Here is a 26,619-nt window from a genome sequence, read left to right as displayed (position 1 = left end):
CATTGGTATCTTTCACCGGTACGTCATACCAATATCCATCACCCATATTTAGTTATTTTATTTACAATACAAAGGTGCTGTTTTATAATCTATACTATCTACCTCTTGATAGTGTATATGTTGGGTATTGGCCCTGAAGAACGAAGTTACTCCGGACATGGTGGTGTGAAATAGGAATAGAAACCACAGAGTACCGAACCACAACGATTCCTATTTGATAATATCTGAGAAGTTAATAAAATTCAGCTAATGATGTGTTCTCATTGGTCGAATCGGCGTCAATTAAATGATCTTGAATTGAATCATGGATACCAACATCGTCAAGGATCTCATCGAGTGCCGAAACGATGAGTTCGACATCCATATCGAGTGTGTACTCGCGGTATGTGCCCCCACGTCGGCCCTCATTACGCTCAGTGACCGAAACGAGTCCGAGCATGGCGAGTTCCGACAGATGATCGCGCATTCGACGCGGAACGAGCGGGTCTCGTCCGGCCCGCTGCGCAAAGTTGGTGTAGCGAGGGCGGACATCTCGAGACCGAATCGGGGTTTCGTCCTGGAGGTGGAGTGTGAGCAACGAGTACAACACCAAGTGACCGTGTTGCGTAAGCCCGCTAATACCCTCTTCAATACGCCCGCGTTCCAGGTCATGACGACCCGCTTCTACATGGCTTTCAGTAACGATCGTTGCCTCGTCCTCTTCTCGAGCGAGATCCCCGGCTTTCATGAGAAGGTCGATCGATTGACGGGCATCACCGGCGTCTTTTGCGCCGTACGCTGCACACAATGGAATCACCGCGTCATCAAGGACATCATCGTGAAATGCGACTTCCGCACGCTGTTCGAGGATTTTCTGGAGGTCGCCTGCGTCGTAGGCAGGGAAGTGAATCTCCTGTTCACAGAGCGAGCTTTTCACTTTCGGGGAGAGGTCGTCACGGAACGAGAAATCGTTCGAGATGCCGATGATTCCGATCTTCGCCGCGGAGAGATTGTTGTTCGCTCGAGCTCGAGGAAGCTGATAGAGGATCGAATCGTCTTCGACGTGGTCGACTTCGTCGAGGACGATCAGATTGGTTCCGCCGATCTCGTCGAGGTCGTCCCACAGCATTTCGTAGACTGTCGCCCGCGGATACCCAGTGGTACTAATCTGGTTCGTCTCGTCTCGAAGTTCGTTAACCAGCCGCGTCGCGATTTGGTACGATGAGGTGAGACCGTCACAGTTGAGAAAAGTGAGATGGAGATCGATGTCGTCGTACTGTTCGGCGTCTTCCTCGAGGTGAGAGAGGAGATATCTAGTTGCTGCAGTCTTCCCGACGCCGGTTTTCCCGTAGAGAAAGACGTTATTTGGCTGTTCACCATTGATCACAGGCTGTAACGCAGCCTGATACATTTGTATTTCTTCGTCACGACCGACGAGTTGTTTCGGTTGATAATCCTCTCGTAACGCATCGCGATTTTTGTAGATTTCAGTGTCGCGTTCGAATAGACTCATTCGAGTTGTCTGTGCGTCCCTCTAGCAGCATGGTTTATAAAACCACCCTGTCCGGAGTGTCCGCTGTTCTCTTGATTTATATCAGATCGCAGGACACACCCACCCCACCATGTCCGCAGTAATCTCCACAACTAGGACTACCAGTAGAAGAGTCCTCTAGAAAGAGGAATATTTAAACGGTGTAATGAGAGCTAGTCCAAATGGCAACTTCGGGAACAAATTCCACAGGTGTTATGGTTGAAATATTCTTCGGCTCATCAACTTGTTTGAACTTCGGAGGAGAACAGCGGACATGGTGGGGTGGGTGTGTCCTCTTTTGCTGACCATCGAGCGATATCATAATTCCACTTTGTCCACTCTGGTTCTCTCATTGGTTCATATCACAGCCTCCCAGATAGAGCAATAGCCGCCCATCCACTATCTCACACCACTCTGTCCGCTGTTCTCTTCGTGAGTCTATGACTCACCTCACGAGTCTCTTCGTGTCTAGTGTGGCTGTCTAGTGGGAACTACGCTATTCACTGGTATATACTGGGCGGAACCCTATCACTCGGAAACACAGGCGGGCGTCATAGAACAGCAGGCAGGTTTCAGCGAGTGTTGTTACATTTTAACGAGTCTTGTCTCTCTCATTGGATTGGTACTGGGACACCATCGTGTCCGCTGTTCTATGCACCGCGGCAACACTCGCTGAAATCTGAGCGGCAACATTCATTATTTATGTATATATAGTAGACAGATAGCAGAATTTATATTCCGGTGGAATAACTCGTCACACGGCGCTAACAGATGCAGTAAGATACCAGACTATGAGTTGGCAACTGCTCTGGCCCCGAAATCAGTTGGGGTGACCTGCGCCACTTGTCGTAGCTCTCCGAAAAGCTAGTTCCGTGCTGTCCCGTAGCAAGCGGATCCACTAGCCTTTTCGGCTCTCATCGATAGACGCTCTCTCATCGATAGACGCCGTTATGCATCCGTGTCGCCCGAGTATACAGACAGCTATTGAACTCTGTTCAGAAGAGATGGCGTCCAAGATATCGGCCCAGTATTGCAGACGCAGTTGCTGTACGCTCATGCAGCCGCTGTACCGTTCACGCAGTTGCTGTACCGTCACGCAGCCGCTGTATCGCTCAATGAATTCAATGAGCGGCTGGACCGAGACAACCCCCAGTCAGTCAAGTCCAAATCCGTCCGTTACGATCGACAACCTCGAGACTGTCTCGACGGTGCGGCCCTCTCGTGTTTCGACGGCCAATCACTCCTGGAGTCGATATTCGGTACTGTCACGGTCGACTCCGAAGTGAAGATGCGCTGATCGCCAACGACTACCCGACCACCACAGCGATCACCGTGTTTCCCCATCCGTCCTCATCGAGTGGCTTTCGGCGTTCTTCTTTCGACATTTGTCGTACACATCTTTATTAGATGTTGTATCAATTGGAGGTACACAATGCGTTGCAACAGCTGTGACTGTACGTTGGTTGCGCCATACGAATATCCGCAGTTCATGTGTGAAGAATGTGGGTACGTCCCGCCACAGGGAGCTGACTAGAATATGCGTGACCATCGCGTACTGGTAGTACCGTACTCTTCGAGTAGCACGTCGCGATCTCGTATTACTCCTCGCAAACCGGCGGGTTTGCCAGTTAGACGTCAAGTCTGATATCCGCCTCCTCGGCAACGGGAACCGGGAACTACGTCCTCGACGATCGGCCGTAGTTCTCCAGAGCGTTTCCTCGCCGTATTCTCGTTCGGCGTCATCAGTCGGCGTGATGGCGTCCGACTCTTCTTTCTCGGAAGCAGTCGAAAAATTCCTCGCCGCCCTCCTCCCACCTTGCGGTTTGATCCCATCGTTCGAACTATTGTGCACGCCTGTTCAGCAGTATTTTCTTTCCGCAGTGGTATCCCCCTTCCGCAGCAATATCCTCTCTCCCTATACATCGATCCCTTTCCAGAGAGGAAATGGGGTATCGTTCGCCAGAGACGGACTACTTTTCGGGGCTTGTTATACCGTTCTCATCTGATCTTACTCGAGGAGAACAGTCGTACAGTTATTCTACTCATAGCTCTTTGTCGGCATCCCCCTTAGGCAGATCACAGCCCCTGGCACCGGACCGACTGTTGTCGATTGTCACTTAGCGGCTCGATCCAGTTACGCTGAGCGTTCCTTCACTGCGAGTCCCTGCCGTCATTGGATGGTTCCGCTTCTCCCTCAAAGTCCGTCGTATCGAACATCGTCGAAACCAGTTCGTCCCGTACTCGATACCTCATTCGTCGATTCCCGGCAGCTCCGTCTCGACCTTGAGGTGCTCTCCTCCTAAGCGTCCAGTATCACCGCTCTCCATCATCTTGATCTCGTTCAGGGTGTCTCTTCTCCCGATGAATTGGAGTGCTCTCGATGACAGTTCTCGAGGAATGGTATAGTCGACACCGATGAACGATGTTATCATCGATCCCGATATGACTACCACTGCCAGTCATCGAAGCAGGCCGTCGTGTATCACTGCTAGACCGCAACGTCATAGTAGATCTCGTCTGTGGGAGAGACCACTATGGTTCAACTATCGACCTCTCGCGGGCGTGCCGTTAATGTTCCGCAATCGGGAACACAGATTGGTGGCTCGCGAAGAACGAACTGCTACTGTGACGAAAGTGGAAGGGACTCGGTCGACGACCAGTCAGATATCTGCAATCATCCCGTGGTCCTCTTCAATTGCCTGTGCGTCCTCGTCTAGCAGTGCGACGACGAGGTAGGGGACGTAAGATTCGAAGTAGTCGACGAGGTCGGCGATTCGCTCCGAGTCAATCGCTTCAAGCGAATCGAGTAGCATGAACGGGACCGTTTCGTAGACGTCGTGGACGAGATACCCGGCCAGCGCGAACACGAAGCCGGTCACCTCCCGTTCGCTCTCGCTCAGGTGGTCGATCGAGTCCTCGTAGGCCACACCATCATCGGTACTTCGCACGATCTTGAGATCGAACGACGACTTCGTGACGGTTCGTCGGCCTTCGCGGACCTCACGACTGGTTCGGTCGATCCAGATGCGATCTAAATTGGCGTATCCAAGCGTTTCGAGTAGGTTTTCCATGTGCTCATTGAACGCTTCGACCGCGTTCGTTTCGATCTGGCCGATCCGTGTGCGGAGGTTCGTTAATTCCTCGGTGATGTCTTCGCGACGTACGTTGAGATCCTCGCGTCCGTCGAGTCGCTCCTCGATTGTTGCGATTTCCGCCTCGAGTTCGTCGCGCTCGCGTTCCTTTCGCTCGAGTTCGAACTCGAGTTGGTTGACCTCCTTGTGCTGGTCGAGGATGTCGCCGTAATCGTCCGTCTCCAGTTCGTCAATCTCGCGTTCGAGTTCGTCGATCGCATTGGTTAGGTCCTCGCGCTCGGCCGTCAGTTCCTCGAGACGGTCGCTCCGCCGGTTGATTTCGTCATCGATCGACTCGAGGCGGCGACGCGTCTCGTCGTATTCTGTCCGGTTTTCCTTGATGTCGGAGACCGTCTGCCGCCGATCATCGAGTTCAGCGCTGATTTCGGAGCGCTCCTCGAGACGGTCCTGCCGAGCAGTCCGGAGCTGGTCGATAGTCGTCTCGATCTGGTCTCGAGCGACTGACGAGCCACAGGTCCAGCACGTCACTGTCTCTGCATCGGGAAGCAACTGGTCCGTCACGGGACCGTCGTCAGGGCGGCTCGCGTTCGGCTGGAACGAATTCGGGTCTTCGAGGAGTTGTTCGTTGAATTGGATCGTGCTCTGGAGCTGTGAGATCTCCTCCGAGAGGTCGTCTTTCTCGTCCTGAAGCGTCTCAATTTCCGCCCGAAGCCGGCTGATTTCCGATTCGTCGCCCGTGGACAGTGAATCGAGTCGTTCCTGTACCTCCGTTTGTTCGGTCTCGAGTGCGTCGATACTCTCGCGTTCGGTGTCGATCCGGTCGCGGACCCGTTCGAGTTCGGATCGGGTGTCGCGCAGCTCTGATAGCTTCGTTTCGAGCTCGGACTTCTCTTCCCGGCGTTCCTCGACGTCGACGTTCGTTTCCTCGAGTTGCGCTTGTGCCGTCTGCAGATCATCTCTGAGCCCGTCGATCTCGTCGGTTAGCCGCGTTCGCTTTGCCTCGAGATCGGGAAGACGCTGTTCGAGTTGGTCAAGTTCCGCCAGTTGCTCGTCGAGTTCGTCTTTCCGCCGCTCACAGCGGTCGATCTCGGCTTGGATCGCGTCGGTATCGACCGGTCGCATAATCAGTTCCTGGAGGTCATCGCCTCGTTCGACGGCCCGCCGCGCTTCGTTCGATTCGAGCAGGAAGGCGAACAGGTCGGCGAGTTCCGGGTTCTCGAGATAGGGCTCGCCGTCAGTGGTGATCGTTCCGTTTTGACGCTGAAGCGTCCGCCGATAAATCTCGTCGCCGAACTCGAGTGTTGCACGGCCCTCGTCGGCATCGGCTTTGAGACTCACCTGATCGCTTCCGAGCGCGGCCATGATCGCCTGTAACAGTGATGTCCGGTTGGTCGCGTTTCGACCGGAAAGGATCGTTACCCCGCGGCGAAAGCTGACCTCGGTGTCGTCGATCCCGCCGATGTTACTGACAGAAAGTATCGCTTCCTCCGGAACTGCTTCTTTCCCCGGATCCAAACTAGTTCCCATATTCTTGGATTTCACCTCCGCACAGATAGGTATTACCACTGCATAGCGTTTTTATACCGTCATATTGATATATCGGTGTCGGTAGGTGTCATAATATGTCGGTGCTGATACGTTTCAGAGGTGATGTCAGGAGAATAACATTAATATTGGTCGGCGTCAGTGATGGTCTGAATGTGACTCATGGCACTGGCAAGACCCCTGTTCGAGAAGTTCCCTGACGGTATACTCCTGTAAGCAATCCTCACAGGTCACCGTTACGGAGACGACCACGTTGAAGTCCCCGATTGTGAGGATATCGTTTCGCTCGAGTTGTTCGACCGTACTCGTCGTCACCGCTGCCGTTCGGTTCTGGAGTGCACCGAGTTTCTCCGCTCCTCGGTCGAGACGCTCCTCGTCACTCGGTTCCTCGAGGGACGTTTCGAGGCAGTCGGTCAGATGATTGTAGACCGTCTGGTGGGAGACGAAATTCGATTCTACCTGCTCGATCGGGACGCCGTCACGCTGGAGTTCGTTTCGAGTCTGTACACGCGTCCCGCTACTGACGTCGTCGTCAGTGAGCAACCGATACGTGTTCTCGACCTCTCCGTCCTTGACCGGGACATCTGCTGCTTCGAGAGCAGCCTCGAGTACTTGCCTGTTCACGTACGTTGCGAGTTCCCGCGTGCTATATTGGTCGTCTGCCTCACCGGTCCAGTACTCGATGAGTGCAGTGTCGAGTCCTGAAAACTCGTATTGGGTCGAAATCCGGCCGATTTTACATCCACACGACGCATTTGGCTCTGTCGAACGATTTTGATCAGTCACTACCCGAATGTAGGGACTCTCGTGTATTCAATGTTCTGTCTCACCACTCCCTAATGGCCCCGATCCGTCACGGGTCCGAAGTATATGATGGCGCGTTCGAATTGTACAATAGTACATCTGTAAACCCAGAGCCGACGGTTCATCATCAAACGAATCAGGTATTTGACGGCATTGATACTGTTCCTCTAACGGCGACGGCTTATTCGCTAACTGTGCTTCTTCCGAACGACAGTGCAGTATCGGTGTACTTCTCTCCGGACGACAGTGCAGTGTCGGTTCTCTCTGCCCGAACAATTACAATAGTAGGGATGTAATCTATTTGGGCGAATCCGGTTCTCTCGTGTGTTTCTGGTCTCGGAATCGAGCTTTCCCTCCTGCATATCCGAATTGATAGTCGTTGTACTCCGAACTATCGGCGCACAGAGGCACTGGATGGGGGTATTCCCGAGAGGGGAACTTCTAACGCTGACTGGGTCCAGTTTGCGTCAATTGATAGTGGTAGTAATTCAGAGCGATTCGTTCGGAGCAGCGAACGACTATGGTAATGAGCCACCGTGTCTAAGCGGATATGGTCTCCCTCTGGGTATCGAACGGTTCTCTGTCTTTATTCCATAACTGACCGGAGTCGACACGGCGCGAGCGGCCTCGAGGCAGAATCATCAGCCTGAGTCGTGGTCGTGCGTTTTGCATCGAATATCGTTCCCAGTAGGGGAATGGAACGGCCATTGAATAGTGGCTGCGATATCATGTTCTCCGATGGCACAGGCAAGCGGATGCGTATCTATCTTCGCTAGGTCGAGCACGCTAGGTCGATGTTCGGCTCTTCTCGAGGACCGGATATGACTGATCGAACAGCGGACACACCGGCGAAAACAGCGGATGAGCCAACGAAAACAGTGGACGAACCGACGACATAGCTCCTCGTGTCCGGGTTGCTATAGTAACAACTGCAATTATTCACACGCCGATCGCACGATTGCTGTGCGATCGGGTGTGCATTGACTTTCAGTGGCTACTATATCCGATCTGTCGCTCGGCCCGCGAACCGGTTATTCGATGAGGGATTCGATGTCGTCCTCGAGTTGGCTGTAGAGCGCCTCGGCCTTCCGCTCTTCTTCGGGTGCGAGGGGCCGAATCGGTTCCCGAACGTTGCCGCCATTGAGTCCAGCGAGCTCGAGCCCCTTTTTCACTGCTGAGACGCTAATAGCGCCCTGAATATCGTTTTCCTGTCCGGTCTCGTCTCGGAAGTTCTGGTAGGGAAGGCAGATGTTCCGAAGTTGACAGGCGCGCTCCCAGTCTCCGTCGGAGAGTGCGTCGAATAGTTCGAGGCCGATCTCGGGTCGGAAATTACTGACGCCCGCCGAAAAGCCCTCTGCACCCTCGGCCCAGAAGGAGACGGCGAACGGTTCCGCGAGACCGTCGACCCAGACGACATCGTCGGCACCGGCAGCTACGCCTGCACCGAGTTTAACCGGATCCTTCAGTGCGTACTTGATCCCGACGACGCCCTCGACATGAGTGAGACTGGCCAGGTAGTCGATGGATGGATCGAACCCGCGGACGTAGGGGACGAGTGGTGTCTCCGTTACCGAGGAGAGGTTTTGATAGTAGTCCAGCAGCCCCTGTTCGTGGAGATACGTATGGTCGGGCGGCATAATCATCATCGCATCGACGTCGATCTGATCGTATGCGCGAATCAGCGCTTGGGCTTCCGGTGTACTTCCTCCGACGCCGGCGAGTACGCAGGCGTCCGACGGAAGCGCGTCCACGCTCGTCTCGGCGACGTCGATGCGCTCGTTCCGGGAGAGGGAGTGGTACTCGCTGATGTTCGCAGTCGCCAGAAACGTCCGAATGCCCTCGTCGTATAGCTCTCGGGCGTTTTCTGCGATCTTTTCGTGTTCAATCTCGCGCTCGTCGTTGAATGGCGTCAATAAACCGACAGCAACGCCACGGAGGTGGCTCCGCACCTGCTCAGCTGACGATGACATAGCAACTCGATGTCTCGCATAGAACATAAATCCATCGCCCAAATCAGCCTATTTGCGACGAGATCGAGACCGTTCACCCTTAATATTCTCCCCGTTCGAACCCGTCTTCGCCCAACCTATCAAACACCTACCAGAAGGATAATAGCGATTCCAGTGAAACAGAAGCATATGCAGACGTTCTCCGGATACAGGCGTGACGATGGGCGGATCGGTGTCCGCAATCGGGTCGCTGTCTTACCGACGTCCGTCGCAGCGAGTTCAGTCTCCGAGCAAATCGCGGCCGATGCCGGGTCGAGCGTCACGGCGACGCCACATCAGATGGGAACCGATCAGCCGGACCCGGCTCGCAAACGGACCGAACGAGTGCTCGCCGGTATCGGCCGCAATCCGAACGTCGGCGGCGCGCTCGTGGTCGAACTGGGAACCGAGGCTGCCGACGCGTCGGCGATCGCCGACGAGATCGCGAACGGCGACACGCCGGTCGAGACGCTATCGATTCGCGACGCTGGCGGCACGCGCGGGGCCGTCGAACGCGGCCGCGAGGCCGTCGACGCGCTCCTCGAGGAGACGGCGCGCGCTCGCCTCGAGACAGCGGACGCGAGCGAACTCGTCTTCGGCGTCGAGTGCGGCGGCAGCGACGCCACCAGCGGGATCGCGGCTAACCCCGCGGTGGGGAACGCCTGCGACCGGCTCGTCGAGGCCGGTGGAACGAGTTGCTTCAGCGAGACGCCGGAGTTCATCGGCGCTGAACATATCCTCGCGGAGCGCTGCGTCGACGAGTCGGTCCGCGAGCAACTTCTGGAGTGCGTCGACAGGCGCGAGGCCGTTGCCGACCTGATGGGCGTCGATCTCAGGGGGACCCAACCGACGCCGGGCAACCAAGAGGGCGGGCTGACGACCATCGAGGAAAAGAGTCTGGGTGCCATCGCGAAGGGCGGTACGACGCCGATCCGCGACGTCGTCGACTACGCCGACCCGCTTCCGGTCGGCGGCGGGCTGGTCGTGATGGACACGCCCGGCTACGACGTCGAGAGCGTCGTCGGCAAGGTTGCCGGCGGCGCGCAGGTGATCGCCTTCACCACCGGCCGCGGCAGCACGACCGGGAACCCGATCGCGCCGGTGATCAAGGTCACCGGCAACCCCCAGACGGCGGATCGCATGGCGAACAACATGGACGTCGACGCCAGCACGGTCTTGGACGGTGAGTCGGTCGAGGCTGTCGGCGAACGCGTCTACGAGACGCTGCTGTCCGTCGCCGACGGCACCCAAACCGAGGCGGAGCGTCGCGGGATGGCGGAGTTCGCGATCAACGAACTCCAGCCGCGGGAGCTGGCATCGCTGGGTGATCCGACGTGAAGGGCGTCGTACTCGACGACGCGGCGGTCCTGCTGGCAGACGGTGACACGGTGGCGACGGCGATCGCCGATCTCGAGGCCGGGCGATCGATCGCGGCCGACGACCTCCCGGGCGAGCAATCGGCCCTCGAGGTCGCCGAACCGATCGCGTTCGGCCACAAGCTCGCCGTGACGGTGATCGACGCCGGCGAGCCGGTCCGCAAGTACGGCGAGGTCATCGGGACGGCCACCGAGCGGATCGAGCCGGGCGAGTGGGTCCACACCCACAATTGTGAGAGCAACCGGGGCCGCGGCGATCTAGCGGAGGGATCGGCATGACTCGAGACACCGGCTCAGAAGCGGAGGCGGAGCCGGAAGCGGAGGCGATGACCGGGAACACCGCGGAGATCGATCACGACGCTGGAACCGGATTCACGGCCTACGATCGGGACCGCGACGGTATCGGCGTTCGGAACCGCGTGCTGGTGGTGCCGTCGGTCATCTGCTCGCACACGGTCGCCGATCGAATCGCCAGCGAGGTTCCCGGTGCCGTGAGCACGCCCCACGACCACGGCTGTGGCCAACTTGGCGACGACAGCGAGCGAACCGAGCGGACGCTGGTCGGCGTGGCGGCGAACCCGAACGTCGCCGGCGCACTCGCGGTCGGACTCGGTTGTGAGACGGTCCAGAGCGACCGGCTCGCCGGCGAAATCGCCGACCGCGGGGTTCCGGTCGAGGAGGTCGCGATCCAGCAGGCGGGCGGCACCGACGCGTGTCGTGAGACGGGAATCGACCGCGCGACGAATCTCCTCGAGCGGACCGAGGCGGAGCGCTCGCGGGTCGGTCTCGAGGCGGCGACGATCGGCGTCGTCAGCAGTGATTGCCAGCCCTCGTCGCTGGAGACGGCGGATCCGCTCGTGGGAGGCGTCGTCGAGCGGATCGTCGACGCCGGCGGCCGCGCCCTGATCGCGGGCAACGAGCGGGTCCATGCCCACGCCGACGCCGTTCGCGAGCGCGTCACCACCGCCGACGCACAGGAGCGCCTGGACGGCGTGACGGACCGCGCGTACGACTCGCCGGCAGCCGTAACCGCGACACGAAAGCGCGCCGCGGATGCGACCTCGGATCAGGTACGCCGACTCTGGGGTGACCGCCCCGTTCGGGACGTTCTCGAGTACGGACAGTGGGCCACACACGACGCCGGCGTCGCGCTGGTCGATACGCCGTCGGCGTTCGACGAAGCGGCCACGGCGTTGGCGGCTGCCGGCGCACAGGTCGTGATCCACGTCACCGCCGACGGGATTCCCGCAGGCCACCCGATCGTTCCGGTGCTCAAGGTCACCGGCGACCGCACTACGTACGCCGCGCTGCGCGACGACCTCGACGCGTTCGCTGGAACGACGACGCCCGACGAACTGCTGACGACGTTGCGGGCGGTCCTGAACGGTGAGCCAACGAGTTCGGAGCGCCACGGCGTCACCTCGTTCGCGATCACGCGCGTCGGACCGTCGATCTGACGGGCCGCTGGTACCGACTGCTGATTCTCGTCACGAACCACACAAAACAGGTCGTCGATCGGACAGTGTGACCGGCTACTACGAAGACGCAAAAACGGTTCGTCGACGGTCAGTCGTTCGTCTGCTCGAGCAGTTCGCCGTCGTCCGTAATCGACTCGCTGTTCCAGTACTCGTGGTTGCCTTCGACGCGGAAACACGCGGCCTCGTGTAACGCGTCGTCGGGGACGTCATACGACGCCGGATCCTGACTCCGACAGACCTCTCGTGCCTTGGCACAGCGCGTGTGGTAGCGACAGCCACTCGGCGGGTTCGTCGGGTCGGGAATGTCGATCTCGCGGATCGGCGACTCCTCGTCGTTGTCGGCACCGAGTTCCGGCGTCGCCCAGCACAGCGCTTGCGTGTAGGGATGTTGCGGGTTGTGGATGATCTGCTCCGGTGGCCCGATCTCGACCAGCCGACCGAGATAGACGACGCCGATCCGGCCGCCAGTCTTCTCGGCGATGTAGCGGGCGTTCGAGAGGTCGTGGGAGACGAACAGGTACGACGTGTCGAACGTATCCTGAAGCTGGATCATGAGATCCATCATCTCGACGCGCAGCGAGACGTCGAGCGCGCTGACCGGCTCATCGGCCATGATCACGTCGGGGTTCATCAGCATCGCTCGGATGAGCGCGACGCGCTGTTGTTCGCCGCCCGAGAGCTGGTGCGGATAGCGCTCGATGTAGTCCTCCGGCGGCGTCATCCCGACGTGCTCGAGCAGGCTTAGGATGCGCTGTTTCCGGTCGTTGCCGTCGAGTTCGCCGTTCCAGCGCTTGAGCGGGGCCTCGAGGCTCGCCTTGACGCGACGATGGGGTTCAGGGCGCTGCCCGGATCCTGGTGGACGATCTGGAGCGACCGGCGGATCTCGTCCCACGAGAGCTCGCCGTCGCCGTTGCCCGCCTTGACGTCCCAGATATCGTGGCCCCGGTAGTTGACGCTCCCGCCGGTCGGTTCCTGGAGTCCGACCGCCGTCTTGCCCAGCGTGGTCTTCCCACAGCCGGATTCGCCGACGAGGACGACCACGTCCTTCTCGTAGATATCCATCGAGACGCCGTCGACGGCCTCGACGACGTCGGGCTCGTCGAACATATCGAGGAACCCCTTCTCCTTCTCGAAGTGGACCTCGACATCATCGAGCGAGACGACCGGTTGGGCCGACGCGGTCCGCGAGGCCGTGTCTCCCTTGCCGATCTTCGCCGTCTCGGATCCGGTATCGATCGACTCGAGGTCGTACGTCATCGGGATCTCTTCGCGCGCCTCTTCCCAGTGGTGACAGTGGGAAACGTGGTTCGAACTGGCGTCGTACGGTCCGGGATCGACGTCGCGACACTCCTCGGTGGCGAGCGGACATCGCCTGTGGAACGAACAGCCCGACGGGACGTTCACCGGGTCCGGCGCCGATCCCTCGACCGGCTGCATCGTCTCGATCGGCGCCTCAAGATTCGGCGTCGACTTCAACAGTAACCGCGTGTACGGGTGCGCGGCGTTCTCGAGGATCTCGTCGGTCGGACCGAGTTCGACGAACTCGAAGGCGTAGAGGACCCCGATCCGATCCGCGATGTCCGCGACTAGCGGCAGGTCGTGCGTAATGAAGACGATCGTGAGATCGTACTCCTCCTTGATCTCTTGGATCAGCGAGATGATCGACCGCTGCATCAGGAGGTCCAGTGCGGCCGTCGGCTCGTCCATTACCAGCACTTCGGGTTCGAGCACCAGACTCAGGGCGATGAGCGCGCGCTGTTCATCCCTCCCGAGAGTTCGTGGGGGTAGGAGTCGAGGACACGATCGGGATCGAGATACAGGTCCTCGAGGATGCCCCGCGTTCGCTCCATGCCTTCGTCGATGTCGTAGTCGTGGGCGTCGAGCGTCTCGACGAAGTGCGTTCGGATCTTGCGGACGGGGTTGAAGGAACTCATCGCGCCCTGGAACACCATCGAAATCTCCTCCCAGCGGAGTTCCTTGAGTCCCTGCTTATCGAGATCGAGGATATTGATCGGGCTGCCGTCCGGGGGATGGTACGTAATGTCCCCGGAGAGGACGCCCGGGTCGACGATCGCGTCGAGCAGCGCCGACGCGAGCATGGATTCCCGCTGCCGCTCTCACCGACGACGCCGAGGATTTCGTTTCGCTCGATATCCAGATCGACGTCGTCGAGGACACGCGATTCGCCGCGGTCCATGTCGAACGAGACGGACGCGTTCCGTATTTCGAGGATCGAATCGCCTTGTGCCGGTTCGGGTTGGTAGTCGGTTTCGGAAACAGTCATGTTAGACACCCATCGAATCTTGCGTCTGCGTTTCGCCGTCGCCTTCGGCCTCGACATTAGCGGTCGTCTTCTCGTGTCGGGCCCGGACTCGCGGGTTGAACACCCGGTCGAGGGACTGCCCCAGCAGGGTCAGTCCGACCGAGATGAACACGATCGAGAACATGGGGACTAGGAACCAATGAAGTGCGTCAGGGCGGGCATGCGCGTTCGCCCCGTAGGCTTGGTTCAGGATGCTCCCCCAGTTCAAGTTCTCGAAGGGTAAGATTCCGAGGTAGTACAGGGCGACCGCCTCGAAGATGACCTTCCGGCCGGCGTTCGTGAGGTTGATCACCACGAACGGCATCAGGTGCGGGACGATTTCCTTGAAGACGATCGTCGGCGTCCCGATACCCATCGCCTGCGAGGCCTCGACGAACGATTCTTCCCGGAGCGTGAGCATCTGCGATCTGATCGCCCGCGCGAGTCCGCCCCACGACGCGATGCTCAGCAACACACCGATTGCGATCGGGTTACCGAGAATTTGGTCGTCGAACATGAGTCCCAGCACCATCACGAGTGGGAAGCCGGGGATGTTGATGAATACGTCGGTGATCGAACTCAGGACCGTGTCGGTCATGCCGCCCTTGTAGCCGGCGATGGAGCCGATGATCGTGCCGATCCCGACGGTAAACACCGCACCCGCGAGGACCATCTTGAGGATCGTCGACGTCGAGTGGACCGTCTGCGAGAGCAGGTCTCGCCCCTGATTGTCCGTCCCAAGGGGTACTCCATGTTCTCAAACGGCGCGACGAGCGCCGTCCCTTCGGTCACGGTCGTCGGTTCGACGAACATCGTTCCGACGGTCCCCATCAGCAGGTACATCGCGACGATCGTGAAGCCGATTCGAGCGCGCCAGTCGCGCCAGATGATGGAGATCGGCGTGTAGATGTACGCGTCGTACAGCTTGCGGTAGCGATCACGTCGCGTCTCCTCGTACTCGGAGACGACCTCGAAGGGCGTGCCGACGCCGCCGTCGGTTTCGATCCGCTCGTCGGCGTCCGCCTCGGCATCGGTGTCGTCGACGATTGCGCTCTCGAGGTCCATCCGTTCATCGTCGTCCGTTGGCGTCTCTGGATTTCGCGTCATTGTGACCTCCGTGCTCGCGGGTCGACGTATCCGTAGGTCAGGTCGGCCAGCAGCAGAGAGATGACCATCGCCACTGTGATGACCATGAATCCGCCCATCATGAGCGGATAGTCACGCTGGTGGGTGGCGGACAGCATGTACCAGCCGACCCCGCGGTACTGGAACACCTGCTCTAAGACGATCGACCCGCCGAACATCTCGCCGATACTGATCAGCAGCGTCGTGTACATCGGCAGGACGGCGTTGCGGGCGACGTACTGAGTAGAGATCGTAATGTCCGAGAGACCGCGAAGACGGGCGACGCGGAGGTAGTCCTCACCGAGGACGCGGATACTGTTTCCGCGCATTCCCAGCGAGGCGACGCCGGAGGCGACGAGCATCGAGATAACGGGTAGTGTAGCGTGGCGGACGATCCCGCTGATGTACACCAGATTGAATCCCGGATCGGCACTGATCGGCTGACGACCGCCGGTGGGGAACCAACCCAGTCGGTACGACATGAATATCAACAGGAGGATCGCGAGCACGTAGAACGGAATCGACCCCATCAGGACGGCGTACGACGTCAGCCCGACGTCCAGCTTTCCGCCCTCCCAGTAGGCCATCAGCGCACCGATGGAGATGCCGATAAAGAAGCTGATGAACACCGCCCAGCTCAGCACGAACAGCGTCCACGGAACGGCCTCCGCGAGGACATCCACGACTGGCCGACTGTAGTAGACGGATTGCCCTAGGTTCCCCTGCAGCGTGTCCGTGACGTAGGAGACGTACGCAGGCAGGAGCGGTGCATCGGGGTCGATCGTCATCCGATATTCGACGAGTTCACGGGCCCGTGCCGGATTAATACCCTTCCGGGCCAGTCGGGTAACCATCGCACCCATCATGTTCCCGGGCATCAACCGTACCAACGCAAACGAGAGTGTGATCACGGCCCACACCGTGAACACCGCTTGCCCGAGTCTCCTAATACGCCAGTCTATTGTTACCATAGTGGATGGGTATTTATTCAGAATGGTTCATTATCAATGTTCCCATGCCCCTCGAGAGCTGATAGCTGTCGACAATATCGACAGTACGAAAAAACAATTGTCAAACCGAGCGAAGATTCTCCCCAACTCGACAGCTATCGAACTTCCGACAGAGCCCGGACGGACGCCAGTCGCACCCGACTAGAACGGATCCCAGCCGGTATAGATGATCGCAACGCTCGCGACCAGCGAGAGGACGACGGGAATGAGCGTGAGTACTGCCATGACGTACGGACCCGTCCCCGGCTCGATGAAGATGAACGAGAACCCAAGCAGTACCAAGAACAGAAAATTAACACCGAGAACGACCTGCGAAACGGCTTGGAGGAATCCCATGCGGACTAGTTCTCGGAGACGCTCTTAAATCTTGATCTGCACGAACAGTATGGTACCTATCGGAGCCGGTGATGGGACATCCGTTAGCCGATGTACTCCATGCTCGCTTCGTCCGTCTTGGGGATGAGGTACAGCGCGTCCTCGGTCCCGTCGATGATACCGTCCGGTGCGTCGAGTTGCCAGTTATCGGCGTTGTACGCGCCGGCGTCGGGTTGGAACATCACTTCCATCTCCGGGAGGGTCTGGTTCCACCACCACATCAGTTCCTTGTGGTACTGATCGTCGTCGGTGACCTGCCACTGCCGGATGTGTTCCTCGACGTTGATCGTCTTCGTGCCTTCGGATCCCTCGGGGTCGCCGATGGGCATCGGAATCTCCGCTTCGGGATTGAAGTGCGAGATCGACTGGATCCAGTTTGGCACGAGATCCAGCGCCCAGATCGCCCGGACACCGTTGGCAGACGAGCCGTCGGGCATCATGTCGTACTCGCCGGCCTGGCGGCGTTCGTCGAACGTCGCGTCGTCGACCTGCTCCTGGTTCGGCTTGATGCCGAACTCTCTCAGATTGTCCTTGAGAACGCCCAAGTCCTTCCGCTCGGAGCCGTTCATGATGTTGATCTCGAAGCGCTCGCCGTCCGGCGTATACCACTTACCGTCTTCGAGCGTGTATCCTTCCTTTTCGAGGAGTTCGGTGGCACGCCCGGTGTCGTTCTGGCCGTACTTGGTGAAGTCCTGGACCCACTCCGCGGCGTCGTGGGTGCCGTTTTCCAGGACGTTCCCCGGGACGCGACACGGTGCCCAGTCGAACATCCGATTGACGCCCTCGAGGACCTGGGTGACCCGCTGGCGGTCGAAGACGTGGCAGACCGCCTTGCGGACGTTCGCGTTCGACATGGGCGTATCGTACTCAACATCGTACCCGCAGTTGAATGTGAACAGCTTGTTAGTCGAGAAGCTCTCCTTGATTAGCGTGTGCCCATTGGGGAGTTGGCTTTTGACATCGTCCTCGACGGGGAACTGGGTGTGTGTGGCGTCGACCTCGCCGTTGGCGTACGGCTGGGTCGGGTTGTTGTTCTCGTAGAGGTGGAACGAGTACTCGCTGAAGTTGATGTTGTCGGCGTTCGGATGGTCCTCGTACTTCTCGAAGACCATGACGTTGTCTCCGATATCGGCGACCTGGAACGGACCGTTCCCGACCGCGTCCTCGAGCATCGGATACCCCTCGGACGTGATCTCCTCGAGGATGGTCTCCATCTCGGAGTCGCTTGCCTCTTGGAGCCGCTGGTGCCACTCGCTCCACTGGTCGTCGGAGGAATTGGTGAAGATTCCGCGGCTCTCGTCGCCCACGAGGTCGGCGGTGACGTTCTGGACTGCGACCGTCTCCGAGAGCGAGTCGTGGAGGTTGATCCGCGCCGTATACTCGTCGGGCGCCTCGGCGGACTCGAGGAACTGGTGAGGACGTGACCCGTCATCTGCCTGGTACTCCAGAATCGCGAGCGACATCTGCAACTGCATGACCCAGTCCTCGGCAGTGAGCTGATCACCGTTGTGCCAGGTCCACTCGTCGCTGAACGTCATCTCCAGCGTAGTGTCGTCGGTCATCTCCCAGTCGGTCGCGATCAGGGGATAGGCCGAGTCCTCCGCCGGACTGTACATCACGGGTCGGTCGAAGATGAGCGCCCCCGGGTGCCACGTCCCGCGCTGGGTCGGGTTGTACGGGTTGCAGTGACGCTGGGACGGAAGCGTCCCGCTCGTCTCCGCGTCGAATACTCTGAATCGATCTGTGCTACTACTCCCACCCAGACATCCGGCAACAAGTGCTGTCCCACCGACAGCGCTGTATTTGAGGACATCTCGACGGCTAGGACTGCTGGTCCGCCAGTTGTTACCCTCTGGCATACACCCTAGTCGTGGAAGGGGATATATATTTAACTATTGGACGGTTATCAGTGATGGATGAAACAGTTCGTCACATATTCGCTCAGTACAGTCCGTCAGCGGTGCTGATTCGTTCAGAAACGGGACCGAACTGCTGGCCAGTGAATCCGAATGGATCCGCAGTTCCGGGGGACCGATTCGGAACTGATGTCGACCCGTCGACCGTGACGGTCCGACGACAGTTTCGCTCGAGACGACGAAACCAAATATCAGCCCGTATACGTCATCGTCGCTTCGTCCGTCTTGGTGACGAGGTACAGCGCGTCGTCGACCCCGTGGAGGATACCGTCCGGCCCGTCGATCGTCCAGTTGTCGCCGTTGTAGGCACCGGCGTCGGGCTGGAACATCGCCTCCATCTGCGGGACGGTCTGGTTCCACCACCACAGCAGCTCGCGGTGGTACTGGTCGTCGTCGGTGATCTGCCAGTCCCGGATGTGTTCCTCGATGTTGAACGTCTTCGTCCCGCTCGAGCCCTCGGGATCGCCGACGGGCAGCGGAATTTCCGCCTGGGGGTCGAAGTGCGTGATCGACTGGATCCAGGTCGGCACGAGGTCCAGTTCCCACATCGCTCGGACGCCGTTGGCGGACGACGTGTCGGGCATCATGTCATACTCGCCGGCGTGGCGGCGCTCGTCGAACGTCGCATCGTCGACCTGCTCCTGATTCGTCTCGATGCCGAACCCCTTCAGATTCTCCTTGAGGACGCCGATATGCTTCTGCTTGGAGCCGTTCATGATATCGATCTCGAAGACTTCACCGTCTGGCGTGTACCACTGCCCGTCTTCGAGCGTGTACCCCTCTCCCTCGAGGAGTTCGGCGGCGCGCTCGGTGTCGTTCTGGCCGTACTTGGTGAAATCCCCGACCCACTCTGCGGCGTCGTGGGAACCGCTCTCCAGAGTGGTCCCCGGGACGCGACACGGCGGCCAGTCGAATATCTGATTGACGCCCTCGAGGACCCCGGTGACCTGCTGGCGGTCGAAGACGTGACAGACCGCCTTGCGGACGTTCGCGCTCTCGAACGGCGTGTCGTAGGAGACGCTGTGGCCGCAATTGAACGTGAGCAGCTTGTTGGTCGACAGGTTTTCCCTGACGAGCGTGTGCCCGTCGGGGAGTTGGCTCGTAACGTCGTCCTTCACGGGGAACTCGTTATGTGCACCGTCGACCTCGCCGTTGACGTACGGCTGAGTTGGGATGTCGGTCTGGTAGAGGTGGATCGAGAACTCGCTGAAGTTGAGGTTGTCGGCGTTCGGATGATCCTCGTACTTCTCGAAGACCATGACGTTATCTCCGATGTCGGCGACTTGGAACGGACCGTTGCCGACCGCGTCCTCGACTAGCGGATACGACTCCGACGTGAGCTCACCGACGAGAGCCTCCATCTCGGAGTCGTCAGCCTCCTGGAGTTGCTGGTGCCAGTCGCTCCACTGGTCGTCGTCGTGTTTGGTGAAGATGCCGCGACCCTCGTCGCCGAGGATGTCGGCGGTGGCGTTCTGGACCGCGACCGTCTCCGGGATCGGATCGTAGAGGCTGATCCGCGCCGTCTGCTCGTCGGGTGCCTCGGCGGACTCGATGAACTGGTGGGGTCGCTCGCCGTCCTCGGCCTGGAACTCCAGAATCGCGAGCGTCATCTGCAGTTGCATGACCCAGTCGTCGGCGACGAGCTGATCGCCGTTGTGCCAGGTCCACTCATCGCTGAACGTCATCTCCAGCGTGGTGTCGTCGGTCATCTCCCAGTCGGTCGCGATCAGGGGATAGGCCTCGACCTCCGCTGGACTGTACATCACGGGGCGGTCGCAGATGAGTGCTCCCGGATGCCACGTTCCGCGCTGGGTCGGGTTGAATGGGTTACAGTGGCGCTGGGACGGAAGCGTCCCACTCGTTTCCGGGTCGAAGACGCGGAATCGGTCCGTGCTACTGCTCCCGCCGAGGCATCCGGCAACGAGGGCCGTGCCACCCGCAGCGCCGTATTTGAGGACGTCTCGTCGGCTATGATCGCCACTCCGATGGTTGTTACCATCTGGCATGCTCTCTAGTCATAGAAGGGGGTATATATAGTTACGGATGGGTGTCAGTGACGGACAAACCGGTCTCGAAGCAGTCACTGTTCGGCGTCTTCCACCCACTGCTATCGCACTCACCGCCCCATTCGAGGATGTCTCGTCGGTTCGGCCGACTTCCTCGAGAGTCGGTATCTCGCATCACGAGAAACAGTTACACGAAGTGGTATTTATAGGTTAGTGAGTGGACTGAACGCGTCGCTAGCAGTTCGGACGGCGATTCGCGAGGGTCGACGCCGTCGTGATATCGACGGCGAATCGGCCGAATCGGAGCGACGACCGATAGGCGCCGGATTACGGACAGTGTGGCAAACGTTTTACCGGCGTTCCGAGACGAGTACGATAGCGCATGGACGACAGCACTGTCATCGTCACCGGCTCGAGCAAGGGAATCGGCAAGGAACTCGCGGAACACTTCGCCGCGGAGGGCGCGAACGTCGTCACGAACTCCCGGGACGGCGCTCGCGCCGAGGCCGTCGCCGAGGAGATCGTCGCCGACGGCGGGATGGCCGTCGGGATCGGAGCGGACGTCAGTGATCGCGACGAGGTTCAGGCGCTCGTCGACGCCGCCGTCAACGAGTTCGGCTCGCTCGACGTCATGGTGAACAACGCCGGGAACACCGTCATCGGCCCCGCTCTCGAGATGGATCCCGACGACTGGCGGAACGTGATCGAGGTGAACCTGACCGGCGTCTTCTTCGGGATGCAGGCGGCGGGCCGGCAGATGGTCGAGCAGGGGACCGGCGGGCAGATCGTCAACATCAGCAGCATGATCGGCCAGCAGGGGTTCGCACAGCGGGCTCCCTACTGCGCCTCGAAGGCCGGCGTGGACAATCTGACCAGGGTGTTCGCGACCGAACTGGCGGAACACGACGTGCACGTGAACGCGCTGGCGCCGGGGTTCATCCGCACGGACATCACCGAACAGACCCAGGACGCGGCCGGCTACACCGACGAGGACGTACACCGGCGGGCGCCGCTCGGTCGGTTCGGAACGATGGAAGAGGTCGCGAACTGCGTCCGCTTCCTCGCCGGCGGCGACCACTACATCACCGGGGAGGTCCTCCGCGCCGACGGCGGCTGGATGGCCAACGCCTGGGGCCCGACGAGTAACTGACTGCGTATTGAAATTATCGGCTAACTCGATCGACTCCGTTGCTGAGAGACGGGTCCGTTCGATGGATCGCGGCGGAGAGGCTCACACGGCGAGACGATCGGAGTGATCGAGACTCGACCGGCCGGAGCAGGCCGGTCACCGATTGTCCGGTACGATGTGGGTAGCCAGCCCGAGATTCAGTTCTTCGATCCCGTCAAGTACCAGTTCGGCCATCCGGCGAGCCCCGTACTCGCTGAAGTGCGTGTCGTCGGATTTGCCGTCGGGATAGTTGGGGTGTTCGCCCGGCGACAGATGGAGGTAGAGGGATTTCGATTCTTCCGGCCCCAGTTCGCGCAGGAGCGACCGACTCCGCTCGTCCGCGTTGATGAGCGGCACGTCACGGGCCCGTGCTACGGTTCGTGTCAACTCCGAATAGACCCGATGGGTGTCTTTCGGGGTGCCATTCTCGTCGAAGTGACGGCGCGCGATGGGCGTGAGTAGCACCGGCTCTGCCCCGTGTTCGCGCGTCTCGGCGACGAACTTCTCGAGGTTGACTTCGAACTCCTCCTCGGGCGTGTACTGTTCTTTCGAGGGCACCTCGTCGTTGTGACCGAATTGGACGAACACGTAGTGGGTCTCGGCCAAGTCACGTACGACGGGCTGCCAGCGCCCTTCCTCTAAGAAGGTGCGGGTGCTGCGCCCGTTGCGGGCGTGGTTTTTCACCGTCACCGAGTCATCGAAGCGGTCGGTGAACGGTGTTCCCCAGCCCGTTTCGGGGCGATCGCTCGCCGCCTTGTCGGCCATGGTGGAATCCCCGATCAGGTGGACAGTGATCAGCTCGGACGACATTCAGGTAGCGGTAGTCGGACTGAAATACATAAGCGTTGGCACTGGCCGGTCTGTCTCGCTAAATCCACGGCGGGCGTCGGAATCACTCCGTGACGGTGGCGGTCAGCAACCGTTCACGACACTCCCGGTACCGGGAATTCGGTGCCTACGACGCCCGCGTCGGACGGGCAGCGGGCGGCGGGCAGGGATGGCTCGAGACGTCCGGATCGAACGCGGTCGACTAGTTGAACGCGGGAATGACTTCCTCGCCGAACAGGCGGATCTGTTCCTCGACGAGGTCGTTGGGCATGCCGGAGTGGTGGAAGCGCAGGGTGAGTTCGTTCAGGGGGAACCGCTCTTGGATGGCTTCGATCTGCTCGACGATCTGCTCGGGGGTCCCGTAGATGAAGCGGTCGTCCGCGAGTTCCTCGAAGTCCTCGACGCTGTCGGCGTTCATCAGCGGGTGGGAGAACTCGCCGCCATACTCGTCAAGGTAGGTCGTGTGGAGGTATTTCTTGCGCTCCATGACCTCCTCTTCGGTCTCGGCGATGACGGCCTCGCGCATCAGTGGGTGGGACATCTCCTCCCAGTTCTGGTCGGTCTCTGCGACGCGTTCTTGCTGGAGTTCCTTGCGGTCCTCAACGGTAGCGAGGTCGGCGACGACGCCGGGCACCCACGCGTCGGAGAACTTCACGGAGCGACCGATCTGCTTGTCGCCCCAACCACCGATCCAGACCTCAGGTCGGGGCTGCTGGACCGTGTCGGGGAGCGGCTGCCAGTCCTCGACTGAGAAGAACGGGCAGTCGTAGGAGATGGGACCGTCGGACTCGAAGAACTCCTTGATGAACTGGATGCCCTCGATCATCCGACCCGCGCGTTCGTCCATCGGAACGTCGAAGGCATCGAACTCCTTCTCGACGTAGCCGAGACCGACGCCCAGCGTCAGCCGACCGTCAGAGATGTTATCGAGCATCGCCGCACGCTGGGCGACCTCGACGGGCTTGTACAACGGAAGGATCAGCACGCTCGTCACGAGCTCGAGGTCCTCGGTTCCCTGCGCGATGCTGGTCAGGCGCGTCAGCGGCGCGGGCCAGTAGTTGTCGCCCTCCGTCGCCTGGTGATCGTTGACCCAGCAGGTCTCGAACCCGACCTCCTCGGCTACTTGGCACTGCTCGACGACACCCGTCCATCGACTGCCGCCCTCAATGGGGAAAATACCGAATTTCATACGTTACGATAACACAGTGCGGTCAGCTACTATATACATTTTCTGTTGCTCACTATCCGTGTCGATCGCCCAATTTTCCAGACGCCGTTCGGACGACTGTTTCCCGTCTCGAGTGAGGGGAATGGTTAGTCCGTGATCGGTTCTGGGAACGTCGGCGGCAGCGGTTTAGGGCGGTCGATGTCCGTTCCGATGGAAACGTGCGTCCCCTCGTCCGATGCATCGCGTATCCCGTCGAGGACCTCGAGGACGTGCCCGGCGAGAGCGCCGCTCGTCCGGTGGGTCCAGTCGCCGCGGACAGCGGCCGTGAGATCCGCGACGCCGGCTCCCCGCCCGTCGGTGTACTCGTGGGTCGGCTCGACCGCCTCCGTCGTGCCGTCCGCCGAACGGAGCCGAACGGGACCCTCGAAACGGTTCGGGTCCGAGAGCCGGAGCGTTCCATCGGTCCCGTAGATCTCGAACGCGGGGGACACGAACGTCGATCGCCCGGGCGCATCGAAGCTCGTCAGGATATTCGCGACCGCCCCGTCGGCGAAGTCGATGACCCCGGACTCGTGGGTGGGAACCTCGACGTCGATGGTCTCTCCGCGGCGAGGGTCGCTCGTGATCGTCCGTTGTTCGACGGTGCGGGCGGTCGACCCGGTAACCCGACTGGCGGGGCCGAGCAGTGAGACGAGCGCGGTCACGTAGTACGGTCCCATGTCGAAGAGCGGTCCGCCGCCGCGCTGGTAGTAGAGGTCGGGTGACGGGTGCCAGCTCTCGTGTCCGCCCGACGTCCAGACAGCTGTCGCGCCTACCGGTTCGCCGATCCGTCCGTCGTCGATGACCGAGCGAGCGGTCTGTAATCCCGCACCCAAGACGGTATCGGGGGCCGACCCGACCAGTAATCCCTCCGCCGCTGCGGTGTCGAGGATCGCCTCGGCGTCTCCGAAGCTAGCGGCCAGTGGCTTCTCGACGTAGACGTGCTTGCCCGCCGTCAGGATGTCGCGGCACGTCTCGCGGTGGACCGACGGCGTCGTCAGATTGACGACCAGTTCGATCTCGTCGGCGGCGAGCAGTCCGTCGGGATCGGTCGCTCGTATGTCGTACTCGTCGGCTGTTTCCTCCGCCCGCTCCGCATCGATGTCTGCGCAGGCGACGATGTCGTACCCGTCGAAGCGATCGTCCGCATCGAGGTACGCGTCACTGATCGTTCCACAGCCGAGAACGCCAGTCCGAACTGAATCCATACGTCTCGTCCCGACGAGACGGGCGAAAAAGCTTCGGTCAAGATCGGACGGCCGCTGAATGACATAGAAATAAGTGTTCACGACTGATCCCTGCGGATATGCCAACCGAGAAACAGGCGCTGATCATGGGCGGTAACAGGTTCCCCTTCCACCGGTTCGAGCGAATGGGACCGCTGATCAAGGACGCGCTCGCACCAGCCGGCGTCGAGGCCGATCTGACGACCGACCGGGATTTGTTGGTCGACCTCGACGGCTACGACGTGCTCGTCGATTACACGACCGACAGTACGCTCACTGACGAGCAGCGCGAGGGCCTCCTGTCGTTCCTGGAGGCGGGCAACGGCTACGCGGGCGTTCACTGCGCGTCGGACCTGACGACCGTCGACGGGGAGAATCGGGACGGGCCCGCGCCCGAACTCCGGGAGCTTATCGGCGGCCACTTCGTTACCCATCCGTCGCAGGGGACGTTCGACGTGAACATCGTCTACAGCCACCACCCCGTCTCGGCCGACCTCGAGGACTTCCGCGTGTGGGACGAGCCGTACGTCCTCGAGTGCGACGACGACCTGACGGTGCTCGCGAGGATGGACCACCCCGAGACCGGGGACATGCCGGTCTCGTGGGTGAAAGAGTACGGTGACGGACGCGTGTTTTACTGTTCGCTCGGGCACGATCGGCCTGCGATCACCGCCGGCGGAACGCGGGCGCTCCTGCGAAACGGCGTGCGCTGGGCGGCCGATGGCTCGGCCGCCGAATAGCGGCCTGCAGCCGAGTATCGGCCGAAAATCGAGACGGGGTGGCGTCTCTTGCCCTCAGATCGTCGGAACGTTCAAGAGCGAACCAGTCACATTCCGCACTGATGCACGTTACAGACTACGAGCTCTACGCGGTGCCGCCGCGCTGGCAGTTCCTCAAACTCGAGACGAGCGACGGACGCGTCGGCTGGGGTGAGGTGTACACCAAGTGGCACTTCGCGGGCGACAGCGAGCCGTCGAGCGCGCACGCGAGGTCGTCGGCGCGGTCCGCGACGCCGTCGGACCCGAGGTCGATGTCGCACTGGACTTCCACGGTCGCACCTCGAAGGCAATGGCCCGCCGACTCGCGACGGCACTCGAGGCGTTCGAGCCGATGTTCATCGAGGAACCGGTCACCCCCGAACACGACCACGCACTGCCCCGGATCGCCGAGGGGACGACGATTCCGATTGCAACCGGCGAGCGACTCTACTCTCGGAGCGAGTTCCGGCCAATCCTCGAGGCAGATGCGGTCGACGTCGTCCAGCCGGACGTCTCGAGCGCCGGCGGAATCACCGAGACAAAGAAGATCGCCGATATGGCCGAGACGTATGATGCCTCGATCGCGCCTCACTGCCCGATTGGCCCGCTGGCACTGGCCGCCTCGCTGCAGATCGATGCGGTCGCGCCGAACGCGCTGATTCAGGAGCAGGTGATCGTCGACGACGAGGAAGCGATGCGGTACGTCGAGAACGACGGGATCTTCGAGCCGACCGACGGCTTCCTCGAACTGCCCGACGGACCGGGCCTCGGGATCGATATCGACGAGGACCGCGTCCGCGAACTCGCGGGAACGGACCTCGGATTCGATCGCTCGCCGGGCCACCGCGCCGACGGAAGCGTCGGCGAGCGCTGACCGGCGCGGCGATCCGGGTGCCGTTGCCGAA

20 protein-coding genes and 1 pseudogene are annotated in these 26,619 nt (G+C 60.3%); 7 read left to right on the top strand and 14 right to left on the bottom strand.

Annotated features, from left to right (window positions below; all coding sequences use genetic code 11):
• Positions 1–232 precede the first annotated feature (232 nt).
• The 4 genes from K6I40_RS00295 to K6I40_RS00280 form a co-directional block, all read right to left on the bottom strand.
• On the bottom strand, positions 233–1,492 hold the full coding sequence (locus K6I40_RS00295) for an orc1/cdc6 family replication initiation protein (RefSeq protein ID WP_222913006.1): 1,260 nt from the start codon (positions 1,490–1,492) through the stop codon (positions 233–235).
• 2,678 nt (positions 1,493–4,170) lie between these two features.
• Entirely contained in the window at positions 4,171–6,129 is a 1,959-nt protein-coding gene (locus K6I40_RS00290) for an archaea-specific SMC-related protein (RefSeq protein WP_222913004.1), read from the bottom strand.
• A 156-nt stretch (positions 6,130–6,285) separates the two neighbouring features.
• Positions 6,286–6,933 (bottom strand): rod-determining factor RdfA, encoded by a 648-nt coding sequence (gene rdfA, locus K6I40_RS00285; protein ID WP_222913002.1) that lies wholly within the window; start codon positions 6,931–6,933, stop codon positions 6,286–6,288.
• 1,049 nt (positions 6,934–7,982) lie between these two features.
• Positions 7,983–8,921: a dihydrodipicolinate synthase family protein gene (locus K6I40_RS00280; RefSeq protein WP_222913000.1), complete on the bottom strand. Its 939-nt coding sequence runs from the start codon at positions 8,919–8,921 to the stop codon at positions 7,983–7,985.
• A 168-nt stretch (positions 8,922–9,089) separates the two neighbouring features.
• Between K6I40_RS00280 and K6I40_RS00275 the strand changes: the two genes are divergently transcribed.
• The 3 genes from K6I40_RS00275 to K6I40_RS00265 are packed head-to-tail and all read left to right on the top strand — an operon-like array spanning position 9,090 to position 11,772.
• Complete coding sequence (locus tag K6I40_RS00275; protein ID WP_222912998.1) at positions 9,090–10,277, top strand: UxaA family hydrolase; 1,188 nt, start codon at positions 9,090–9,092, stop codon at positions 10,275–10,277.
• Positions 10,274–10,594 carry a UxaA family hydrolase gene (locus tag K6I40_RS00270; RefSeq protein ID WP_222912996.1) on the top strand — a complete coding sequence of 107 codons (321 nt, stop codon included), beginning with the start codon at positions 10,274–10,276 and terminating at the stop codon, positions 10,592–10,594. The genes K6I40_RS00275 and K6I40_RS00270 overlap by 4 nt, the downstream gene beginning before the upstream one ends.
• On the top strand, positions 10,591–11,772 hold the full coding sequence (locus K6I40_RS00265; RefSeq protein WP_255681392.1) for a UxaA family hydrolase: 1,182 nt from the start codon (positions 10,591–10,593) through the stop codon (positions 11,770–11,772). The genes K6I40_RS00270 and K6I40_RS00265 overlap by 4 nt, the downstream gene beginning before the upstream one ends.
• A gap of 109 nt (positions 11,773–11,881) precedes the next feature.
• Here the strand turns inward: K6I40_RS00265 and K6I40_RS27510 are convergent.
• The 7 genes and pseudogenes from K6I40_RS27510 to K6I40_RS00230 form a co-directional block, all read right to left on the bottom strand.
• Positions 11,882–14,077, bottom strand: a pseudogene (locus K6I40_RS27510) (ABC transporter ATP-binding protein).
• Position 14,078: 1 nt separating this feature from the next.
• A complete protein-coding gene (locus K6I40_RS27505; RefSeq protein WP_255681391.1) occupies positions 14,079–14,768 on the bottom strand; it encodes an ABC transporter permease in 690 nt (229 codons plus the stop codon).
• Positions 14,690–15,202 carry a hypothetical protein gene (locus tag K6I40_RS27500; RefSeq protein ID WP_255681390.1) on the bottom strand — a complete coding sequence of 171 codons (513 nt, stop codon included), beginning with the start codon at positions 15,200–15,202 and terminating at the stop codon, positions 14,690–14,692. Before K6I40_RS27500 ends, K6I40_RS27505 begins: the two co-directional genes overlap by 79 nt.
• Positions 15,199–16,191 (bottom strand): ABC transporter permease, encoded by a 993-nt coding sequence (locus tag K6I40_RS00245; RefSeq protein WP_222912995.1) that lies wholly within the window; start codon positions 16,189–16,191, stop codon positions 15,199–15,201. The genes K6I40_RS27500 and K6I40_RS00245 overlap by 4 nt, the downstream gene beginning before the upstream one ends.
• Positions 16,192–16,371: 180 nt before the next feature.
• Positions 16,372–16,566: a hypothetical protein gene (locus K6I40_RS00240; protein WP_222912993.1), complete on the bottom strand. Its 195-nt coding sequence runs from the start codon at positions 16,564–16,566 to the stop codon at positions 16,372–16,374.
• An 83-nt stretch (positions 16,567–16,649) separates the two neighbouring features.
• Positions 16,650–18,464, bottom strand: coding sequence for an ABC transporter substrate-binding protein (locus K6I40_RS00235; RefSeq protein WP_222912991.1), 1,815 nt, complete (start codon positions 18,462–18,464; stop codon positions 16,650–16,652).
• A 248-nt stretch (positions 18,465–18,712) separates the two neighbouring features.
• Positions 18,713–20,527 carry an ABC transporter substrate-binding protein gene (locus tag K6I40_RS00230; protein ID WP_222912989.1) on the bottom strand — a complete coding sequence of 605 codons (1,815 nt, stop codon included), beginning with the start codon at positions 20,525–20,527 and terminating at the stop codon, positions 18,713–18,715.
• Positions 20,528–20,909: 382 nt separating this feature from the next.
• Between K6I40_RS00230 and K6I40_RS00225 the strand changes: the two genes are divergently transcribed.
• Positions 20,910–21,677, top strand: a complete 768-nt coding sequence (locus K6I40_RS00225; protein WP_222912987.1) for an SDR family NAD(P)-dependent oxidoreductase — start codon at positions 20,910–20,912, stop codon at positions 21,675–21,677.
• 135 nt (positions 21,678–21,812) lie between these two features.
• On the opposite strand, the gene K6I40_RS00220 is transcribed toward K6I40_RS00225, so the two are convergent.
• Positions 21,813–22,505: a rhamnogalacturonan acetylesterase gene (locus tag K6I40_RS00220; RefSeq protein ID WP_222912985.1), complete on the bottom strand. Its 693-nt coding sequence runs from the start codon at positions 22,503–22,505 to the stop codon at positions 21,813–21,815.
• A gap of 89 nt (positions 22,506–22,594) precedes the next feature.
• Here K6I40_RS00220 and K6I40_RS27495 point away from each other — a divergent pair, with 89 nt between their 5' ends.
• A complete protein-coding gene (locus K6I40_RS27495) occupies positions 22,595–22,729 on the top strand; it encodes a hypothetical protein (RefSeq protein ID WP_255681389.1) in 135 nt (44 codons plus the stop codon).
• On the opposite strand, the gene K6I40_RS00215 is transcribed toward K6I40_RS27495, so the two are convergent.
• Both K6I40_RS00215 and K6I40_RS00210 read right to left on the bottom strand, forming a co-directional pair.
• The gene (locus tag K6I40_RS00215; protein WP_222912983.1) at positions 22,726–23,712 is read right to left on the bottom strand and encodes an LLM class flavin-dependent oxidoreductase; all 987 of its coding nucleotides are present in this window, start codon (positions 23,710–23,712) and stop codon (positions 22,726–22,728) included. The two genes, K6I40_RS27495 and K6I40_RS00215, sit on opposite strands and share 4 nt — an antisense overlap.
• 125 nt (positions 23,713–23,837) lie before the next feature.
• On the bottom strand, positions 23,838–24,938 hold the full coding sequence (locus tag K6I40_RS00210; RefSeq protein WP_222912981.1) for a Gfo/Idh/MocA family oxidoreductase: 1,101 nt from the start codon (positions 24,936–24,938) through the stop codon (positions 23,838–23,840).
• A 98-nt stretch (positions 24,939–25,036) separates the two neighbouring features.
• Between K6I40_RS00210 and K6I40_RS00205 the strand changes: the two genes are divergently transcribed.
• Together K6I40_RS00205 and K6I40_RS00200 are read left to right on the top strand one after the other, a co-directional pair.
• Positions 25,037–25,696 carry a ThuA domain-containing protein gene (locus K6I40_RS00205; protein WP_222912979.1) on the top strand — a complete coding sequence of 220 codons (660 nt, stop codon included), beginning with the start codon at positions 25,037–25,039 and terminating at the stop codon, positions 25,694–25,696.
• Between the two features lie 205 nt (positions 25,697–25,901).
• The gene (locus K6I40_RS00200) at positions 25,902–26,588 is read left to right on the top strand and encodes an enolase C-terminal domain-like protein (RefSeq protein WP_345779361.1); all 687 of its coding nucleotides are present in this window, start codon (positions 25,902–25,904) and stop codon (positions 26,586–26,588) included.
• Positions 26,589–26,619: the final 31 nt, after the last annotated feature.

Origin of the sequence: Natrinema sp. SYSU A 869, from assembly GCF_019879105.1 — an archaeon.
Classification (GTDB): Archaea; Halobacteriota; Halobacteria; order Halobacteriales; family Natrialbaceae; genus Natrinema.
The sequence above is the reverse complement of the archived record's forward strand: the minus strand, read 5'-3'. Positions and strand labels throughout refer to the sequence as shown.

What these genes read in the sequence shown, in the direction of transcription:
- K6I40_RS00295 (WP_222913006.1), bottom strand. Translation starts at nt 1,492, where the DNA reads ATGAGTCTATTCGAACGCGACACTGAAATCTACAAAAATCGCGATGCG.
- K6I40_RS00290 (WP_222913004.1), bottom strand. Translation starts at nt 6,129, where the DNA reads ATGGGAACTAGTTTGGATCCGGGGAAAGAAGCAGTTCCGGAGGAAGCG.
- K6I40_RS00280 (WP_222913000.1), bottom strand. Translation starts at nt 8,921, where the DNA reads ATGTCATCGTCAGCTGAGCAGGTGCGGAGCCACCTCCGTGGCGTTGCT.
- K6I40_RS00275 (WP_222912998.1), top strand. Translation starts at nt 9,090, where the DNA reads ATGCAGACGTTCTCCGGATACAGGCGTGACGATGGGCGGATCGGTGTC.
- K6I40_RS00265 (WP_255681392.1), top strand. Translation starts at nt 10,591, where the DNA reads ATGACTCGAGACACCGGCTCAGAAGCGGAGGCGGAGCCGGAAGCGGAG.
- K6I40_RS27505 (WP_255681391.1), bottom strand. Translation starts at nt 14,768, where the DNA reads ATGGTCCTCGCGGGTGCGGTGTTTACCGTCGGGATCGGCACGATCATC.
- K6I40_RS27500 (WP_255681390.1), bottom strand. Translation starts at nt 15,202, where the DNA reads ATGACGCGAAATCCAGAGACGCCAACGGACGACGATGAACGGATGGAC.
- K6I40_RS00245 (WP_222912995.1), bottom strand. Translation starts at nt 16,191, where the DNA reads ATGGTAACAATAGACTGGCGTATTAGGAGACTCGGGCAAGCGGTGTTC.
- K6I40_RS00240 (WP_222912993.1), bottom strand. Translation starts at nt 16,566, where the DNA reads ATGGGATTCCTCCAAGCCGTTTCGCAGGTCGTTCTCGGTGTTAATTTT.
- K6I40_RS00235 (WP_222912991.1), bottom strand. Translation starts at nt 18,464, where the DNA reads ATGCCAGAGGGTAACAACTGGCGGACCAGCAGTCCTAGCCGTCGAGAT.
- K6I40_RS00230 (WP_222912989.1), bottom strand. Translation starts at nt 20,527, where the DNA reads ATGCCAGATGGTAACAACCATCGGAGTGGCGATCATAGCCGACGAGAC.
- K6I40_RS00225 (WP_222912987.1), top strand. Translation starts at nt 20,910, where the DNA reads ATGGACGACAGCACTGTCATCGTCACCGGCTCGAGCAAGGGAATCGGC.
- K6I40_RS00220 (WP_222912985.1), bottom strand. Translation starts at nt 22,505, where the DNA reads ATGTCGTCCGAGCTGATCACTGTCCACCTGATCGGGGATTCCACCATG.
- K6I40_RS00215 (WP_222912983.1), bottom strand. Translation starts at nt 23,712, where the DNA reads ATGAAATTCGGTATTTTCCCCATTGAGGGCGGCAGTCGATGGACGGGT.
- K6I40_RS00210 (WP_222912981.1), bottom strand. Translation starts at nt 24,938, where the DNA reads ATGGATTCAGTTCGGACTGGCGTTCTCGGCTGTGGAACGATCAGTGAC.
- K6I40_RS00205 (WP_222912979.1), top strand. Translation starts at nt 25,037, where the DNA reads ATGCCAACCGAGAAACAGGCGCTGATCATGGGCGGTAACAGGTTCCCC.